General features: G+C 42.1%; 12 protein-coding genes. 1 reads left to right on the forward strand and 11 read right to left on the reverse strand.

All coding sequences use genetic code 11. The features are described from left to right. Window positions 1–130: 130 nt before the first annotated feature. The 5 genes from HY817_01915 to tsaE form a co-directional block, all read right to left on the reverse strand. Window positions 131–2308, reverse strand: a complete 2178-nt coding sequence (locus HY817_01915; GenBank protein ID MBI4835992.1) for a hypothetical protein — start codon at window positions 2306–2308, stop codon at window positions 131–133. Window positions 2309–2310: 2 nt separating this feature from the next. After that, on the reverse strand, window positions 2311–5649 hold the full coding sequence (locus tag HY817_01920; GenBank protein MBI4835993.1) for a hypothetical protein: 3339 nt from the start codon (window positions 5647–5649) through the stop codon (window positions 2311–2313). Between the two features lie 12 nt (window positions 5650–5661). Continuing rightward, window positions 5662–9726 (reverse strand): AAA family ATPase, encoded by a 4065-nt coding sequence (locus HY817_01925; protein ID MBI4835994.1) that lies wholly within the window; start codon window positions 9724–9726, stop codon window positions 5662–5664. A 158-nt stretch (window positions 9727–9884) separates the two neighbouring features. Beyond that, the gene (locus tag HY817_01930; protein ID MBI4835995.1) at window positions 9885–10592 is read right to left on the reverse strand and encodes a CPBP family intramembrane metalloprotease; all 708 of its coding nucleotides are present in this window, start codon (window positions 10590–10592) and stop codon (window positions 9885–9887) included. Beyond that, window positions 10561–10968 (reverse strand): tRNA (adenosine(37)-N6)-threonylcarbamoyltransferase complex ATPase subunit type 1 TsaE, encoded by a 408-nt coding sequence (gene tsaE / locus HY817_01935; GenBank protein ID MBI4835996.1) that lies wholly within the window; start codon window positions 10966–10968, stop codon window positions 10561–10563. The genes HY817_01930 and tsaE overlap by 32 nt, the downstream gene beginning before the upstream one ends. Before the next feature lie 54 nt (window positions 10969–11022). Between tsaE and HY817_01940 the strand changes: the two genes are divergently transcribed. Further along, window positions 11023–12165 (forward strand): FtsX-like permease family protein, encoded by a 1143-nt coding sequence (locus tag HY817_01940; protein ID MBI4835997.1) that lies wholly within the window; start codon window positions 11023–11025, stop codon window positions 12163–12165. On the opposite strand, the gene HY817_01945 is transcribed toward HY817_01940, so the two are convergent. From HY817_01945 to HY817_01970, 6 genes are all read right to left on the reverse strand, one after another. After that, on the reverse strand, window positions 12116–12904 hold the full coding sequence (locus HY817_01945; GenBank protein ID MBI4835998.1) for a TatD family hydrolase: 789 nt from the start codon (window positions 12902–12904) through the stop codon (window positions 12116–12118). The genes HY817_01940 and HY817_01945 overlap by 50 nt on opposite strands. Beyond that, the gene (locus HY817_01950) at window positions 12901–13641 is read right to left on the reverse strand and encodes a CAP domain-containing protein (protein ID MBI4835999.1); all 741 of its coding nucleotides are present in this window, start codon (window positions 13639–13641) and stop codon (window positions 12901–12903) included. The genes HY817_01945 and HY817_01950 overlap by 4 nt, the downstream gene beginning before the upstream one ends. Before the next feature lies 1 nt (window position 13642). Beyond that, window positions 13643–14704 (reverse strand): peptide chain release factor 1, encoded by a 1062-nt coding sequence (gene prfA, locus HY817_01955; GenBank protein ID MBI4836000.1) that lies wholly within the window; start codon window positions 14702–14704, stop codon window positions 13643–13645. Between the two features lie 9 nt (window positions 14705–14713). Continuing rightward, window positions 14714–15052, reverse strand: coding sequence for a 50S ribosomal protein L31 (gene rpmE / locus HY817_01960; protein MBI4836001.1), 339 nt, complete (start codon window positions 15050–15052; stop codon window positions 14714–14716). 67 nt (window positions 15053–15119) lie between these two features. Then, entirely contained in the window at window positions 15120–15887 is a 768-nt protein-coding gene (locus HY817_01965; protein MBI4836002.1) for a hypothetical protein, read from the reverse strand. Window positions 15888–15892: 5 nt separating this feature from the next. Continuing rightward, window positions 15893–17578 (reverse strand): hypothetical protein, encoded by a 1686-nt coding sequence (locus tag HY817_01970; GenBank protein ID MBI4836003.1) that lies wholly within the window; start codon window positions 17576–17578, stop codon window positions 15893–15895. Window positions 17579–17697 lie beyond the last annotated feature (119 nt).

The following is a 17697-nucleotide window of genomic DNA, read 5'->3' on the forward strand; positions in this document are numbered from 1 at the left end:
CATAGGAGAGATAGAAGGTAAAGAAAATTACGGATTACGAATTACAAATTACGAATTGAAAAACACAGGGAAAAAAAGTCAGGTTGAAAATGTCCTGGTTTTCAATCTAGAATCTAGGAATCCAAATTTCTTATCTAGCTCTTCGCACTCTTGGCACAATATGGAAATGTTGTGGTGGCCCATGATAACGAACAAAGAGCATGCCTTGGCGAGCAAGTCGCACACTGGCCTGAATCAGGGCTTGAAAATAGCTTTCTGAATCAATACTGCTAATCGCACGTTGATAGCTACCATTTCGCATACGACGCATCACTACATATTGTCTTCTGCTCATATCGATAGCAGCTCCAGTCAAATGTGCACTGCGCGGGCTATGACCACGCAATCGATTATTGGCAGCTCTACTTCTTACTGTACTATTGATCATTGGTATGACGAAAAGCTCTGGGTTCATGCCACCAGTTCTCAAGATAGCATTAAGTTCTTCAGTCAGTTTTTCGACAACCGGCACATGATCAGCACGAATCACCCGACGCCATTGCTCAGTGATATTGGCTGGATCGAAAGCAAGTAAAGGACGTCGATGTGGATCAGCGGCTACAAAAGTATGATCATGCACCATTCCCTGTACCGTAGACTCTAATACTGCATCATTAGCCACACCACCAGCTAATCTTCTCGCCAGAGCATCATTCCTCATGAGCCAGGCATGGACCCGAATATTTCCCTGACTGACATTCCTAGTAGCAAAATTCCAAGCATCACGATTAAAAGGAACTCTAGCGCCCAAGGCCGGCGCATTTTCTACTCTCACAAATCGCTGAGTTTTTATATCTTCTAATCGAGCATGTGCCCAACGATTAAATGCCTCACCTAGCATTTCACCATTGTGTGAAGTTTCGGTAGGAGACACAGAAGGACTAGCTCCAACATCACTTGGTTCCGTATCATTATCACCTTCAAATAAAGCATCCCAAGTATATATCAGTAGAGGGTATGGGACTGATGCTCGACCAAAAAAGCCATCAGTACGATTGAGAAAGTATTGTGTACTGGCTCTGATATAGCCCTGATTCAAAATAGCTTCTCGATCTTCGCCCCTAAGCAAATCTTGCATATCACTATCAGCAAGTCGGCGATCGAGCATATTGGAAATTCGTGTCGGTCCACTATGATAAGCTCCAATGAGAGCAGGAACAAGAAATGCTTCGGGATAGCGCCACACTGGGTGATTCGGTTCAGCCCATTTGCTTCTAAAATGGCGGAAAATATTATCAAACTCTAATGCTGCTACGCGAGCTGATTGCCAAGGTGTTTGAGCAACCGAAGCAAAACTGACTCGCATAGGTCGACCGTTGCTACCACGAAACGCTCGGTTCCAAGCAGAATTGCGACGAGCATCGGCATAGGAAGACCTTTGTGTTTGCATTATACCCACAGCACCTGTTCTACTGATAGTAATATTGGCTCCGAAAGATGTTTCTTGAGCGGGAATACCATTAGTTACTAAACGGGCAAACTGGCTAGCAAGATCTGGTGATCTAGCTTCCAAAAATCTATATAATTCTGTTTCGTGAAACGCAATCATAAAGTTTCGGCGCAGATGTTCTCTCATCGAAAGGCGAGATCCTGGTCTAATTGGTCTTTCTGCATAATTAGAAACAGCAGCGAAAGTACTATCAGTGTCTATAGGGAAACCAAATGGCAATTCTCGCGCAGTATCAATAGTTGTACAAGTATGGTGATTGAGACGCTCTCTAGCCGAGTCCCACCAATCTTGATTTCGCTGTCTTCCCGCTCTAGCTATCACTCCTGGCAAAATAGCTGTTCCACAAAGCTGCCACCCTGTCGGTAAAGGATTGATAAAAGTGACGATAGCATTGTCACTCCTCGGCCTGGCGCGTAAGGCAGTAGCTAAAGATCTAACCGATTGTCCCATGCCTTCAGTAGGAGAAAAGTCCCCCAAATCAACACCTTCATCTGTGTCAGTTATCACTGGTCCTGATTCATGAACATCTTCATCTTCACTACCTGCATCGTCTTCAACACCAGCATCACTTTCACAACCACCATCTTCATTGCAGTCATGCTCTTCTTCATTGCTATTGGTAGCAGCATCACCGGCACTTGCTACTGGAGGAGCAGGATTATGATGATTGTTATTGTCTGAAGATCTAGAACTACAGGCTAAAAATGGTAGTAAGCCAGCAAATAGCAAAGCTAAGCGAGTTCGCTTCGTTGGCGAAATAAACTTTCTAACTTCAACTGATCTAGTAGATTCTGTATGTCTTGGTAGGCGATGTGACATAATTAGCCAAGGTTCATTTTTCTTATATAAGCTTCCATCTGTTGATCAAAGTTTTCCATCGTAGCCCTGAATAATTCATTAAAAGATGGCGCTACCGTAGTATTATCATCACCAAATATATCTGCTAGCACACGAAACTGTGATTGATTTCCTAACATAATCGCAGATACCATATGATCCTCCATACCCCAAGGACTTCTGGCGTCAGTAAGCATTCTTCTTATTCGAGGACCATTGCCACTACTATCACCACCATCACCCATAAAGTAAAAGGCAGAAGCATATTCTGGATATTGTTCTTTTTGGGCATTGAGATCCTCTGCCACCTGACCAATTGCTGGGAGCATTTCAGTTCCTCCGTTAGTGTAAACATGTTGCATGAGACGAGCTTTGATAGTTGACTGAGCCCCATTACCGAAATCATAGCGTTCTCGTGAATCATAGTCCTGCTCAAACCCTTTAATTCTTCTCATATAGTCAGCAAACACATCAATAGAAAAGCGCACATAACCATATTCTTTCTTAATACGTGATAAAAGTTCACAGAGAGCAATTAGCACCTTTAACACTGCCTTGAGTTTACTAGGTTCTATTATACGATATTGTTCATCATGAACCGGTCCATCCATAGAATCACTCACATCCACTAAAAATGCAGCTAAGAACATTGGCTCAGTAGAGCTAGTCCATTCACGGGGGCGAAATACCTTACCAGTTTGTATCGCAATTGGACGGCCCATGGCTTTTTTATCCAATTTTCCTCTACGAGCCCCAGCATAATCTGCAATTCGAGCATCAACTCTTTTTGGCAGGCGCTCCACAAAGTACTCATACCATTGATCCACCACGTCAGCGACCTCTTCTTTGATTAATTCATATTGGTCATGAAGTACCGCATCACGTTCAATTTCCAGTGCCAATCGATCTAACGCTTGAGGATTGTCCTTTTTTAGTTCCGCTTCCATTCTCTTTTTCTCTGCTTCATCAATAAATCCATCCTCTTCGAGCTTGTCTAACTTTTCTTGCAATTCTTGTTTCTTTTGCTCTTCGACAGCGTCAATAATTTCTTCAATTTCCTTTTTCATATCATCAAGTAGCTCTTCCTTGTCAAGATTTTCACGTAACTTTTCCAAATCCTTAAAAGACTTATCAGTCCCATCTTCAGAAACTTTTTGCTTCATCTTTTGTTTGGCTTCCTCCATTTGATCCAATTTCTTTTTAGCATTATCAAGCTCTTTCTGGGCATCATCGACATCTCTATCATCAACCTTTTGAGCTTCTTCCCTGGCTCTTTGCTCGGCTCTGTCTTTAAGTTGCTCGACAATATCTTCCATACTTTCTGGCTTTTCACCAGGTTGATCACTTTTCTCTCCCTCACCATCTCCTGAGTCCTGACCTGGTTCCCCAGGTGTCTGATCGCCACTTTCATCCCCAGGATCTCCTGATTCATCACCCGAATCAGCACTGCCACTTTTATCACCTTCCATACCCCCATCATCAGCTTTTTCACCGCCGTCATTTTTCTCTTTCTGCTTGCCTTGCTGTTTATCTTTTTTGTCCTTTTTCTTCTTCTCAGCAGGATCAGGTGGAGGTGTGGGATCTATACGTACCCAACGATTACCATTCCAGATTACGACCCAGGCGTGACCAGTAGTATTATCGATACTGGCCTTACCTTTTTTAGAAGAATCTATATGGTCTCCTACTACTAAACGAGCAGGCACACCAAGATTGCGTAATAAAGCAATGGCTAAATGGGCAGTAGAATAACATTCCAGATGTTTCGCTGCATCCAGGTTCTGAACATAATTACTAGCATTTGAAGTAGAGCGAATCTGATGCTGCACTCTTTGGGCCGCTTGGAGATCACCACCACCTGGATACACATGATTGCTGCGTAAATACTTCTGTACTTTTAAAGCAATAGCTTCAGCACCAGCTCCACTACCACGCACTGAAGCAAGTAAAGCTTCAGTAGCAGCGGAAAGGGCTCCGGTATAGAGAGACTCTGTATCTTGAGCTATTGGTGGGCTTTCAAAGGGATTATCTTCTTTAACAAACTCTACTGATATTTCAACTGGAGATGATGACTGGGCATAAAAACAGCCATTCTGATCACGCAGCAGATCCACTTTCACACCACCGCTTACTGTCAGCTTGCTAGCATCCAATTCATAACCATCAGGAATAGGAATAGCGGTAATGCCAGTGGTCACATAACCGGTGATAGCAAAGCGATGATCTCCAGGCACACTTCTCGTGTAAGGACCTAATACTTTTTTCTTACTCCAGGTCAAAGTATTCTTATCAAAATAACTTTTGTGGCCTCGGCAATAATAGCCCAATAAAGGCTTTTGACTAGTACCACGAGCTTCAATGACAAAAAATGGCCTGCTTTTCATCGTATCATTACCTTCATCGGGGCCTCCACCTGAAGGTGATGGTGGTGGAGTATGATATTCATCAGCATCCTCAGGAGGAATAGCAGGGTCTCCTTCACCGCCCGGAGGTGGCATTGGCACACCGCCAGGTTGATCAGGATTAATGACCTGAGTTTTTTCGGGATCATCAATAGGATTGGGCTCATCAGGCTTATCTTTCACTATCTCAACAATACAATCACGCAGCCTTTCAAATGCTTTTCTATCTCGTGTTTGAGAGAACTTCTCGTAATGCGGGAAGAGGTAATCAAAAAGATCTTTTTCTCCCGTATCAAGCAAGCTCTGTAAACGTACATACTCAGGATCAGAAACAACTCCTTGGGTATTTAGCCATTTCAATTGTAAAAGATCCAAAACTTTACCAAAGCCGCTATTTGTCTTTAACCCAGCCACCAACTTTTGTCCTTGTAATGACATCGCTTGCTGGAGCTGATCACGCCCAGTAGCACCTAGATTCTCCATGCCTTCATGCACCACAGCACAAAACGTCAAATCATCGTACACAGTGTTCAAAGTGGGAACATCTACTTCTTTATCAAAGAATGCGGCATAAAAGTGCGCTCGGCGACTATAATCATCATTGGTAGCTCGCGTAGAAGACATGCGAACTCTGGCAATGATAGGATCAACACCATAGGCTTTTACATCATCTGCTTTATAGATTAGCGCCTTGGGACGCAAAGCATCTTGCACACTTTTATCACTTGGTTCAGTTTTACCCTCCAAGAGCTTTTGTGCTACTGCTGCTGCCGGTGTGGTGCCATACCAATGTCCCCAATCTTTTCCTGGCAATACCCGAATTTCTGATGCATGACTAATAGCTTCTGCTTCATGAATGCGTTCACGCAAATGGGCATCTACTTTAGGTCTATGACTAGGAGCAGCTGATGGTTTTTTCATTGGCTAGTCTTATTATGGCTTACGAACTGATGTCCAAGAATTCATACCAGCCTTTATCTTTTGCACATCATCCTCATCATCAAAATGAGCCAAAAATACTTCTTCCAATAATTGTTTTGCCAATTTATCAGCATTCAGGTAGTTGAGTGCATTTTTGTCAGTCTTTTGTTTGTCAGGTACTTGCCCAAGCAAATAGGCACAGCGCCGCATTTCACGGCCAGTTACTGGTAAATTAACGGGAAGGCCTTTACTACCAGGTTTTCCTTTCCCTAAACTTTTCACAAATTCTTTACGCAACTTGTCGGTAAATTGAGTTAAAGCCAAAATCACTTCCAAATCAAACTGCTGTACAGGAGTAAGTGGAGTTAAGGTCTGCTGGGGTGTCGCCTTATTTACATATTTATGCCAATGAGCCACAAATTTGTTACGCTTAGGATCAGACTCAATAGACATATCTTTCAAGGAAGGGACAGATCTAGCTACACGCCAAGCCTCCGAAACAGTATAGTCACCTGCAGCATTTTGTAATGGCGGATAAGCTACTTTAATTTCAGTCATACGACTCTGAGTAGCCATTTGGATATCAAAAGTACCTGGGTAACCGATATTGGCTGATCCCGTAAATACTACTCCTGCTGCAGCTTTGATCACTTTTCCACCTGCTGCATTTGAAGTCATAGAGCGCTTATGATCAAAAAGAGCATGCATAAAAAGCTGACCATGCTCAGGCATACCATTGAATTCATTAAGATTGATTATCGCACCAGGTGTTTGCATACCCTGGACAATAATTGAAGGTACCCTAATTGTCTGACTAGCTCCTCCTTCTACTTGGAGCTGAATATCTTCACAAAGAGCAAATTCATCTGTCCACTTAGTACAGTTGAAAGAAAATAATGGGCGGCCGGTTAAATGAGCAAAAATTTCTATGAGAACATCTTTACCAGTACCGGCATGTCCTTTAAGTAAAGTAAAGTCATGTCCCAATGCTAATTGCATTTTGAAAAAACGTGCCATTTGAGCCAAATATTCTTCGGCTGTTTCATCCAATACCCAGCCGTCTTGCCATTTGGGCACTCTATTTTCAGCTATTTCTGCATTTCCGATACTAGCAGGGGCGCTGCTTTTTTCTAAGCGCTCTAATTGGCGAAGTTGAATCACATGATGCTCAGCACAATATTTGCCATAGGCCTCCACAGCAGCTGTACAGCTCGCACGCCATTGATCATAGGCAGCAATCTCTGCTGCATCCGTAATTGCCGGTCGAAGCACACTACCATCTTCGGCGGTAATTGCATTCTTAGTAACGGAAAGACTTTTAGCAACTCCCCAGCGCTTCTTACCAACAGCATATTTGGTGTGAATTTCATCTCTTAGCCTTTTTGCTTCAGCCTTCACAGCGTCCCAATTACCAGCATCTCTCTTGAATGCAGCAAATTCTTTTACTGTCATATAAGTAGCAGGTACTTCTTGACCACGATATTGACTGATACCAGCATACTGTTCTACTTCAGATGACATACTCCATAAGGGTATTCTCCTCTTACTAGCTCCGACAGTCATTTCAAGTTCAGGCTCACCCTTGAAGTCCTGAGCTGACTTTCCATTTCCTCGTGAGCTCTCATCCATTTTGAATACCAAATCAAATTGCGGTCTCACTTGAGTTACTTTGGCTACTACAGGAACTTGATAATAAGGAAATGAATCGTTGCCCAGACGCACCTCACGAGCACCATTAGTGCCAGTTTGCAACTTTGCCGTTCTTTCAATTTCACCAGCGAGTTGAGCCACTTGCGCCTGTAAATGAGCCTCAAGTTCATCTGCGCCGTGAATATCATGGCCACGAACAGCAGCAATGGTTAAGGTCAATGCATGTCCCTCCGGTCCTTGCATAAATACTTCCAAGGCAGCTCTGTCACTAAATTGTCGACGTTTAGCCTGAGCAATTAAGTCATCAATATCTACTCGAACCATACTGCGAGCCTGATGTTTCTTTTCTTCTGCCAATCGCATAGCTTCTGCCTTTTTGGCATCCATAGCAAATTGGCAATCTCTTACTGCATTGTTTACTATCAATAAAGCATTAGCTATTGCTCCTCGTGCTTGAGCTGCACCAGAAGGACAAGCAGTTTCCAATTGGCGCAACCGAGCTCTCACGGCTGGCAACTTCAACTTTTTCCATGTGTCTAAATCACTTTCATTAATCATAGCATCCACTTCTTTGCGCACCTCATTAGCAATGGCATCAAGATCAGGTTGTATTCTAGCGGCAGTATTATTGTACAATCCTACCAATTCACCTTCTACAGTAGCATAAGCATCGCTTACTTCTTGTGCTAAAACTGTATCAACCTGGGATCTAAACTGCGCCAGTGCTTCTAATTCGTTCTTTAAAGCTAAGGCATTCACTAGGGTAAAGTTGCCAATTGCAGCGCGGGTCGTGACAACAGCAGCGGCCATTCTAGCTCGAGCAAACAGTAGTGTTTTTTGGTGAAGAGCAGCTTCAACATCGCTTGCTATATAGTCTGTTTCGAGAGCAGTTGATCCTGACGCTACTATATCTTTTTTGGCTATTTGTAAAGCTGCAGTAAGTTCTTCGGCTCTTTCTAAAGTTGTGGCCGCCTGGACTTCAGGAATAAAGCGCGCTGTCAACGCATCTTTACTAGGTTTTAATCGCACTTGTACCGCTTGAGACAATTGTGGAGCCCGTGGTGCTGCTACTGCGAGACCTGCAGCAGGCTGTGCACTGGTAGCTGCTGCCGGTATTGCTAATTGAGCGACTGCTCGTTTTACTTTTAACTCGGCAGATAGAGTGGCAAAATCTGGCTCCGCTGTCACCAAGTAGCCAGCCTTGTCGACAGCACGTAATTTGCCATTTTGATCTAAATGCACATGAGACAAACTTGGTATCACAGCAGCTTGTTCGCCGGTAGCGATCTCGATCACGATCACATTATCACCGGCATTAAGAATAAAAAAAGTGCCGCTAGGATCCACTTGTAAATTTGAAACTGTGGCAAAATTGTTTTTCAGTGGATATTCAGTTTTCTGATAAGTAGTCAAATCAACACCAATTACACTTCCAGGCCTGCTTGAAGTACAGTAAAAAAATCTTTTTTTGTCTCTCGATAGGCAAAAGTTGTTGCCAACGTTGGGCATATTGTCTGAAAACTTGGTCGTAAAATTTCCAGATGTCACATCTCTGATTGAAATCATGGGTGTTTCTACCAGCACACAATGATTATCATCAATAGGTTTAAGCTCAGGTAGCGTCGCAAACTTCTGGACAACTTTTTCTGCATCTGGTAAGGCGGGATTAGCCAAAGCCCATGGTGCAAACTTACCCCAGTCGCGAGGTGGTAATGGAGCCCCATTAGCAGTCATTTGAAAGGCTATGCCAGCTTTATTGACACCACGCACTATCAGATATTGTTCTCCGTTAAAAGGCACTACAGATGCATAGCCATCAACAATTTGCATTCCCAAGTTTTTGATGGCATCACGTTGAACTTTGTCTACATTCAGCCGTGTTTGCTTCGCTACCAGTTCTTCTATTTGGGCAACAAAAGCCGGTGGTAGATTATTTGCTTTATTAGCAAAACCAATTGCCAGCATGGTTGCAAATGAAAGTGATCGCCCACCGCGACTGAATACCTGACCATATTTATCAGCGACTTGCCAATCAGTCATGGGACGATCAGTCTCCAGTAATTGACCAACTGAACTTTGAGATGAGCGTAACGCGTCAAAATTTTGCACGGCTTCCTCTATCCGTATTTGACAAAGTGCCATCCGATCTTTGCTACCATCAGGAACACGTCCATTGCCATCAAAAAGACGCATACCGCTTCCCACTTGACCATAGGGAGTGACCACCTTTTCGACTACTGCCGAGTAATCCCCCACCATGGTTATTTCCCGAATATTTCCGACATTCGTTGCCACAGGTTCAGCTGATCGCAAGACATTACTCAATTTCAAGCCATCGGAAGCTGGGGCTACTACTGTAGGAGGGGTAACACTTGGTGCGCGAGGTGCATTTGGTTTTTCAAACCCCTGATCGCTGAAAACACCCATAAACTTGTTTTAAAGAATCTTATTATTATGACAGGATTATCAACAAATGACAATAGATTAAAGCATCTAAATACAAAACATACTTTTAGTGGAGGACCAATCTAGGTCATTTCCCCAAAAATCTCAACCATGCCAAGTAATATCATCCATAGTTATCACTATTTGCTATTCATCATGCTATAGTCAGCTATAAAGGCTAAACAATTATTAACTACATGAAAAACAATTCCAGGTAATAAAGAATTTGTCCTAAATCGCACCCAAGCCAACATAAAACCTAAAAATAATAAGGGAATAATACTGCCAATCTGAAAGTGTAATAAGCCAAAAAATATTGCATTGGCCAGAAAAGAAATATAGGGATACCGCTCTACTGGAAGACATATCATACCCCAACCACGAAAAATATATTCTTCTACTGTGGGGGCAATGAATATCGCAATAATTAAAGCGGCAATCACCCCTACCCCTTGGCCCAGAGGTTCAAGCAAAGATGGCTGTTCACTCAAGCCTGGAATGGAATCTATGCCCCAGTATTGTGCTACTGAAAACAATAAGCCAACAAAAGTAAAGTAGCAAAGAAATATCAACAACACATTCCCCACTAGCTGAAAGTAGCCAGTGTTATGAAAAGAAATACGTTTTCTTTCATTGGGGAAGCGGCGAAAGAACCAAAAGTAAACAGTGAAAAGAAATATACTTGTTTGTAAACTATACCCCCAAACGAATGCTAACCAGGGAGTCTCGATATGCCAAAATACAGAGCGCACCAAATCTATCACATTTACTAAAAGTACCACGCTAAATAGCATGAACAAAAATGACAGCCAATTTTTACCAAACAATATTTCTTTCAGTTTCTGCATGGTAACTAAGGGTAATATCTAAATGTGGTTGCAATAATAACTCGGGCACTCGCTCTGGCCATTCAATACATATATAGGCTACCTGATCAAGATCTGGTGCCGGAAAAATATCATCAATATTGCCTACAAAACGGTATAAATCTAAATGATACAACTTTCTCTGATCTTTAGCGTCATATTCCCGAATATAAGTAAAGGTAGGACTAACAATAGGGCGTGTCACACCCAGGTATTTACCTAAGCGCTGAGTAAAAGTTGTTTTTCCGGCACCTAGCTCGCCATGCAGAAAAATAAGTTTACTGGCTGGTACCGCTGCGAGAATTTGGGGAATGTATAAATCAAATTCACTAGGGTGTGAAATCAATATCTGATGCATAATTGCCGCTAAAGCAGGAACAGTATAATATTCATCTGAATCTCAAGCAAAAGGATGTCAGACTCTGCCAAAAATAGTCAAAAAGTTTATCTGCAAGTAACTAGCCTCAAAAAGGAACCAAGCATTGCTAGCAAAGGTACAACAGCCTTGCATTCAGTTTGGCAAAGTGCCAAAGAAAAAAGTATTAAACTAAGTACTAAAATAAAAAGTCAGCTATTTAGACGAAAACATTTTTCCGCCATTGGTCCTCAGGCTGAAACTGAAACACATAAAACTAGTTTCACATCAGCTTCATTAAAAACTTTGCGTGAGTTGCGACGGAACTTTCTGCGTAGTGTTGCCACAGTTTTTATCATGGCCTTAGTATTAACTACTATTGGTACGGCAATTATAGTGAGCTTCATCACCGAAGAAGCGATTCGCATCGTTAATGCTAAATTGGATGTCAGTATCGAGGTGCAAGAAAATGTACCATTAGAAAAAGTCCAGACTTTAATTAAAGAGATTGAGATTCTCCCTGCGATCAGAAGCGTGACATATATAAGCAAGAATGACGCTTTAGAAATATTCCGCAAAGATCATCCCGATCTCACTGAGTTTTTACAAACTTACAATATCAATAATCCCTTACCAGCACTGATCCGCATCAATGTGAAAGATCCCAAAGATTACCAGGAGGTATTAAATTTTCTTGATCGGAGAGAAAATAGTACTATTATCAATCTTACTAAGGCCAGAGACAATTTCAGCGAAAGGAGTCGCATTGAACAATTAATCGGTATTACTGATACCGTAAAGTACTTTCTTTATTTTTTTATTACGCTATTTATTGTGATCGGGGTATTAATTATTGTGGCTACAGTACAATTGAGCTTACAACAGAGAAAACGAGAACTCTCTATCATGCAAGTGGTAGGAGCCAGCTTTCGCCGAATACTCTCACCCTTTATTTGGGAAAGTGTTTTGTTAAGCATTTTCAGTACATTATTAGCTTCTGCTGTCTTAGTAGCCATAGCAGTAAAGCTGACGCCATTGACCATGCAGTACTTTGATAGTCCGACGGTAAATATCGTTCGTTTTCTAGAAATTAATGCTTTACCAATAACAACTATACTACTGGGTGCAGCCCTAGGTATTTCCCTAATTGTCACTCTACTGACAGCTTGGCGTTATCTCCGAAGCCAAAGGCTCTTTTAGTATTGTGATAAACCTGCTCGGCCAAAAGTTCTGGTTCTATATTCCTTAGCTGTGCTAACTTTTGTAAGGTCGCTGGTAAAAAAGCAGGCTCACATCTTTTACCACGCATTGGCTCGGGTGCAAGAAAAGGAGCATCAGTTTCAATGAGCAGAGCGTCGGCAGGAATCTTTTGGGCTATTATTTGCAGCTCAGTAGCTTTAGCGAAAGTGACAATACCACTTAAAGAGATAAAGCCTCCGAGAGCGATGATCCACTCAATATCTCTTTCTGTACCGGTAAAACAGTGCATAATAAATCGCAAACCAGTATATTCCGCAATTATTCTTTGCGCAGCTAAAAATGCATCTCTAACGTGAAAAACTACCGGCAAATTGTACTTCATAGCTAATTCAATCTGGGCCCGCATCACTTGCTCCTGGAGCTCTGGAGAATGAGGATTGCGAAAATAATCTAAACCAGTTTCGCCTATAGCTACTATTGAATGCTCATGCAACATAGTTTCTAACCAACCAGCAACAATTTCATTCCATTCCGATACATGATGTGGATGAATACCGAGAGTGATAGAACAATGATTAAGTTGCGCAACTTGCTTGATCAATACTTGATTGGTGGCATGATCATTGCCTACCACTATGATATGTTCAACTCCAGCGGCTAATGCTCGATCAATAACTGCTGATCGGTCTCCATCGAATTCGGCTAAATGAATATGGCAATGACTATCAATGAGCCTCATACTAAGAAGCGATCAAAAATATTGCTATAAGCACGCAAATGTAAGACATTACTAATATAGTACTTCTTTTCATCCATAGGCTGTACCAAAATTTCAAATTCATAACGTCCTCGTTCTAGCAAAGTAAGTTCTAGCCGAACTTTATTCCCTTGAACCGTATAATGAAAAGAAAAGGGCTTCTCATACTTTTCTTGTAAGGCCATTTGGCTAAACGTCTCTAAAGTTGACGGCCAAAAGATTAAAGGACGATTGCACTTGTAATACTTTTTGCGAGTATTCAAGCGAAGAAATCTTCTGGCAAAGTTTTGGGTAAAATAAAATGTTTCATCTTTGGCCTTGATCACTCCTACACCAACACAATTAAAACTAGCAGTAAGAATATTCGCTCGGTGACCAGGACTTTTCATCAAAGCTTTCTCTGCTTCTTCGGTAACATCATCAAAACCCCGCATCTTGGCGAGATTCTCACCAAAAGCAACATCGGTAATTCCCGCTCCCCGAATTCGATCACCCGGATCGCGATTTTGGGGATCCACATGGGCAAAAAAGTCCTGTTCGGCCATTTGATTGGAATGAGCCCGGGCTACCAGTCTCAAGTCATTCTGCATTGCCAAAGACTTCAAGCCATGGAATTTACGGTCATCGTTAAGCAGTTTCCACATTAGCCATTCTTTGTTTTCTAAACTTTCCGGACGAAATAGATGATGAAACCAATAAAGCAGATGATCTTTAAGCATATTAAGCTGAAAGATTAGCCTGCTCTTGAGCCAAACTTAGTGCTTCAATAATATCATCAATCGCGCCATCCATTTTTTGTACTATCCCAGACCAACTTTGCTGAATACGATGATCAGTGATTCTATCTTGAGGGAAATTGTATGTCCGAATTTTTTCACTACGATCTCCAGTGCCGATCTGAGATCTTCGCATTGATGTTCTTTCATTATTTAATCGCTCGATTTCTTGCGCCAACAAACGAGAACGCAATACCTTCATCGCCTTGGCACGATTTTTCTGTTGAGACTTTTCATCCTGACAAGTAACTACCGTACCAGTAGCTAAATGAGTAATACGCACAGCTGAGTCAGTGGTATTAACACTTTGCCCCCCATGACCCCCAGCCCGAAAAACATCGACGCGAATATCTTCAGCTTTGATATTGATATCCGCTTCCTCTGCTTCAGGCAACACAGAAATAGTAGCTGTCGACGTATGAATACGACCAGCTCCTTCTGTTGCCGGAATGCGCTGGACACGATGGACACCACTCTCATTACGCAATTTACCAAAGGCACCTTGTCCCTTAATCATAATAATCACTTCTTTGACAGCGCCAAGCTCGCCATAACTAGCATGCATCAATTCTGCTTTCCAGCCTTGTTTTTCAGCATAGCGGGTATACATACGTAGCAAGTCAGCACCAAACAAACCAGCCTCATCGCCACCTGTACCAGCTCGTACTTCTAGGATGACACTTTTCTCATCATTGGGATCCTTGGGCACCAAGAGCAGCTTAAGTTTATCTTCTAACTCGGTAATTTGATTACCAAGTGTCACCAACTCTTCTTTAGCCATTGTTTGCAGAGAAGCATCACTATCACTATTTAGTAATGCTTCTGTATCGTTTTTTTCTTTTAAAAGGCTTTCCAACTCATTAGCAACTTCAATAATCGCACTTAATTCAGAATGACGCTTGGCGACACTCTCATGTTTTTTGCGATCTTTGAAGAGCGAGGGATCAGCAAGCTGCTTTTCAAGATCTGCAAACTCCTGACGTAGAGCTGCAACCTTATCAAGCATACTTGGAATTTATTTTTTCTTAGCTACTTTTTTTGCTTTTGCTGGTTTTGCTTCTGCTGCCACCAACTCTGCAGTATTTTCGGTATTACTAAGCAGTTCTTCTTCTGCATCTGCAGGTTTCTTCTGTTTGTCAGCACGGGCTTTTTCGGCAGCCTGCAACTTTTGCTTAAATCGATCTACACGACCAGCTGTGTCCAAGATCTTAGTTTTACCAGTATAAAAAGGATGACAAGCAGAACAGATTTCTGTATCGAGTTTCTCTTTTGTTGAACTCACATCATAAGTGGCTCCACATACACATGTGGCTGTAACTTTCATAAAGTATTCTGGATGGATTGCTGTTTTCATAAACAAAATAAAGAGACGCGAGTAGTGTAAAGAGTGCTTTTTGTTTTGTCAAAAGAAAGAGTCTTGATCATTTCTTTCTCAGTGTATTAATAAGCATAGCGCGAGTCTTCTCTAACCATCCAGTCGGCCCTTCCCCATATAATTCTTTCTTGATACCAAGCAAAAGTTCCACTGACAAAAACACCTCTTTGTCTACCAGCTTCGTAACGCTACCTGCCTTAATATAAATAACTTTATCAAGCACAAAACCAGCTGATTTAAAAGTTACGAACAATTTAATGGCAAAACCTCCTGCAGGTCGACTAACCACAATATCAAACATACCCTGGCCTCTAGCTTCGACTTCATAGGGACAATCACAAAAAACAGCGACCAGCATTTCTCTTAAGAACGTCTCTGGACCAGCCTCCGGTACCCCAACAGCATCTGTTGATTCTAGATTCTCATCTGGTATCAAGGAAACTTCACAAACCTCTGCATCGGCATTAAGCAGTGCAGTACCTGCAATCTCAGTCAATTCCGAAGCCGAAGCCTTTTCATAACGTTGATATAAATAATTTACTAGGGCACGTAATTGAAGCGCTTTGACACCATCTTCAGTAGCAGCATCTATCGATGCGGTGATATCAGTATTGGTAGAATCCAAAACTGTCATCACATCATATTGTCCACTTTGTGTCTCCTGAATACAAATAGTGCAGCCCCCAACAAAAATTCTTATCCCCCCATCCCTATCCACCGATGAAACAGTGGCAAATGTGGGTAAATCTACAAGCAAAATCCATAATTGAGGAGGATATGACTGACTAATGTCCAAGTGGTTGTCTAGACTCATACAATTTATCTCGCACTTAGATCAATACTAATAGTATTAGCTAGCGGTGTTTGCTGATCATCAATTAATACAGGGTCAAGACCAACAAAAACTTTATTACAGTTAGTATTGTCCCAACCAATAGTAAAGCGGGGGTGTGTCCTCAATAATCGATGCACAGCCGGATTGGCCCCTACAGTTCTCACAAAGTGGGAAATTACCGGTTTATCGCCACGAAAACACTCCTGGAGCTGCGTTCGGTGCGAATTGGCAAATTCAGTAAGTGTTGGTCGTACTATTGAGGTTCTACCCGTAACCATCACTGTATCAACAACATAAATAGCGAAAGATCGCGGCACTGATGGGTTTGCTACTGATGAGCTAATTCCTGGAGCGTGCTGAATACCTTGCTCATTGTTTGTCGGTACAGTTGGTCTGATTGGCCGAGACGCTACCGACACAGAAGGTACTCCAGTTCTTAATGGCAATTCAGCAGAAACTGGTCGTGTTCCTGAAGAGCTCGTGGTAGAAGAACTTTTTACTACACCACCAATAATTATGGCACATAATGCGCCCGCCACTAAACCAATCCTGCGCCGAGTGAAAATCTGTTGCCGCAAAATAGCAGAATCTCTTTCAAGCTTTTCTGCCTGGGTCACAGGTTGTTTACGAACCGATGGAGGATGAATAACAGCAGCTACATTACTAACTAGAACGTGACCTGGCGGCTCAGCAACAGAAGCATCTAGTAGACCAGCAATTGACGCCCGCGCTGGTGGAGGAAGTGTTGCTCCACGTAATGCTGAATATCTTAACAAACCTGGATATTTTAGAGCCAAGGGTTTTTGTTCTTCTGCTAGAACCCAAGCGATTCCAGCTAACTTTATTCGCAGCCTGAGAAAGTGATCACACAGCATTCCTGGGTTAGTAAAAAAGTTAAATGGGACAATTTCTAGCTTATTCAAAAGAGCTGAGACAAAGTCATCAACCAAATTTTGTGGTTGTTGACTAGCCAAAATGCCGCGCACTTCTTCAGGAGTAAATCGGAAATTAGCACTTTCAATAAGCTCTCTAACTATCTTAATATCATCCTGAATAGCACCTTCTAGCTCATCTTGAACCACTAAAAGCCGGCACATTTTCGTTTGTAATTCACTACCCCAAGCTAATAACTCAGCCGCTACTTTACTAAGAAAGAAGGCAGTACTGGCATAACGACCACGGGCAGCAGCTATTGCCTGGCGATCTAATGCTGGCAAGTCTTTGTAAAGCAGCAATTCTTTCCAGGCGTCTCGATTAGGCAGTACTCTAGCTAATTCAGTTTCTTCTGATACGCCTCTTAATATATGTGCAGGAACGAGTCCTTCTTCAGGTATCACTTCAGTAGCCGGAACAGAAAGCCGTTCTTCCAATCGCGCTTTAAGAAGTATTATTGACCCCTTAGTAACTTCTCCATCCAGAGAGAAATTTAGCAGTTCATGCAAATCGTTTCCTATATCATCATGAAGATCATCAGTGAAGTAGCAATGATCTCGATCTTGCACTACTACTAAAGTAAAACGCCGGTTTGCTAAGACGAAAATTACATTATAGTGACCCGGTATGTCGGTGTCTAGAATTTGAACCTGCGCCCCCAAGGGAGCAAAAAATTCCACCAAACGTTCATACAGCTCATCCGTGCCGCCTTCCAACTTCATTGGCTTATTAGACATAATAAAAAAACAGGAAAATGATTATAAAAGAATCATCACCAGCAGTCAATTTATTAGACAATTAAGCCAAATCACCGATTCTGGGTTCATTAACTCTATGCTATAATATTTAGATCAAA

The sequence above is a fragment of the Candidatus Abawacabacteria bacterium genome, from assembly GCA_016207805.1.
Lineage (GTDB): Bacteria > Patescibacteriota > Gracilibacteria > RBG-16-42-10 > RBG-16-42-10 > JACQZO01.

Coding starts and splice junctions, on each gene's coding strand:
- HY817_01915 (MBI4835992.1), bottom strand. CDS start 2,308: ATGTCACATCGCCTACCAAGACATACAGAATCTACTAGATCAGTTGAA.
- HY817_01920 (MBI4835993.1), bottom strand. CDS start 5,649: ATGAAAAAACCATCAGCTGCTCCTAGTCATAGACCTAAAGTAGATGCC.
- HY817_01925 (MBI4835994.1), bottom strand. CDS start 9,726: ATGGGTGTTTTCAGCGATCAGGGGTTTGAAAAACCAAATGCACCTCGC.
- HY817_01930 (MBI4835995.1), bottom strand. CDS start 10,592: ATGCAGAAACTGAAAGAAATATTGTTTGGTAAAAATTGGCTGTCATTT.
- tsaE (MBI4835996.1), bottom strand. CDS start 10,968: ATGCATCAGATATTGATTTCACACCCTAGTGAATTTGATTTATACATT.
- HY817_01940 (MBI4835997.1), top strand. CDS start 11,023: ATGTCAGACTCTGCCAAAAATAGTCAAAAAGTTTATCTGCAAGTAACT.
- HY817_01945 (MBI4835998.1), bottom strand. CDS start 12,904: ATGAGGCTCATTGATAGTCATTGCCATATTCATTTAGCCGAATTCGAT.
- HY817_01950 (MBI4835999.1), bottom strand. CDS start 13,641: ATGCTTAAAGATCATCTGCTTTATTGGTTTCATCATCTATTTCGTCCG.
- prfA (MBI4836000.1), bottom strand. CDS start 14,704: ATGCTTGATAAGGTTGCAGCTCTACGTCAGGAGTTTGCAGATCTTGAA.
- rpmE (MBI4836001.1), bottom strand. CDS start 15,052: ATGAAAACAGCAATCCATCCAGAATACTTTATGAAAGTTACAGCCACA.
- HY817_01965 (MBI4836002.1), bottom strand. CDS start 15,887: ATGAGTCTAGACAACCACTTGGACATTAGTCAGTCATATCCTCCTCAA.
- HY817_01970 (MBI4836003.1), bottom strand. CDS start 17,578: ATGTCTAATAAGCCAATGAAGTTGGAAGGCGGCACGGATGAGCTGTAT.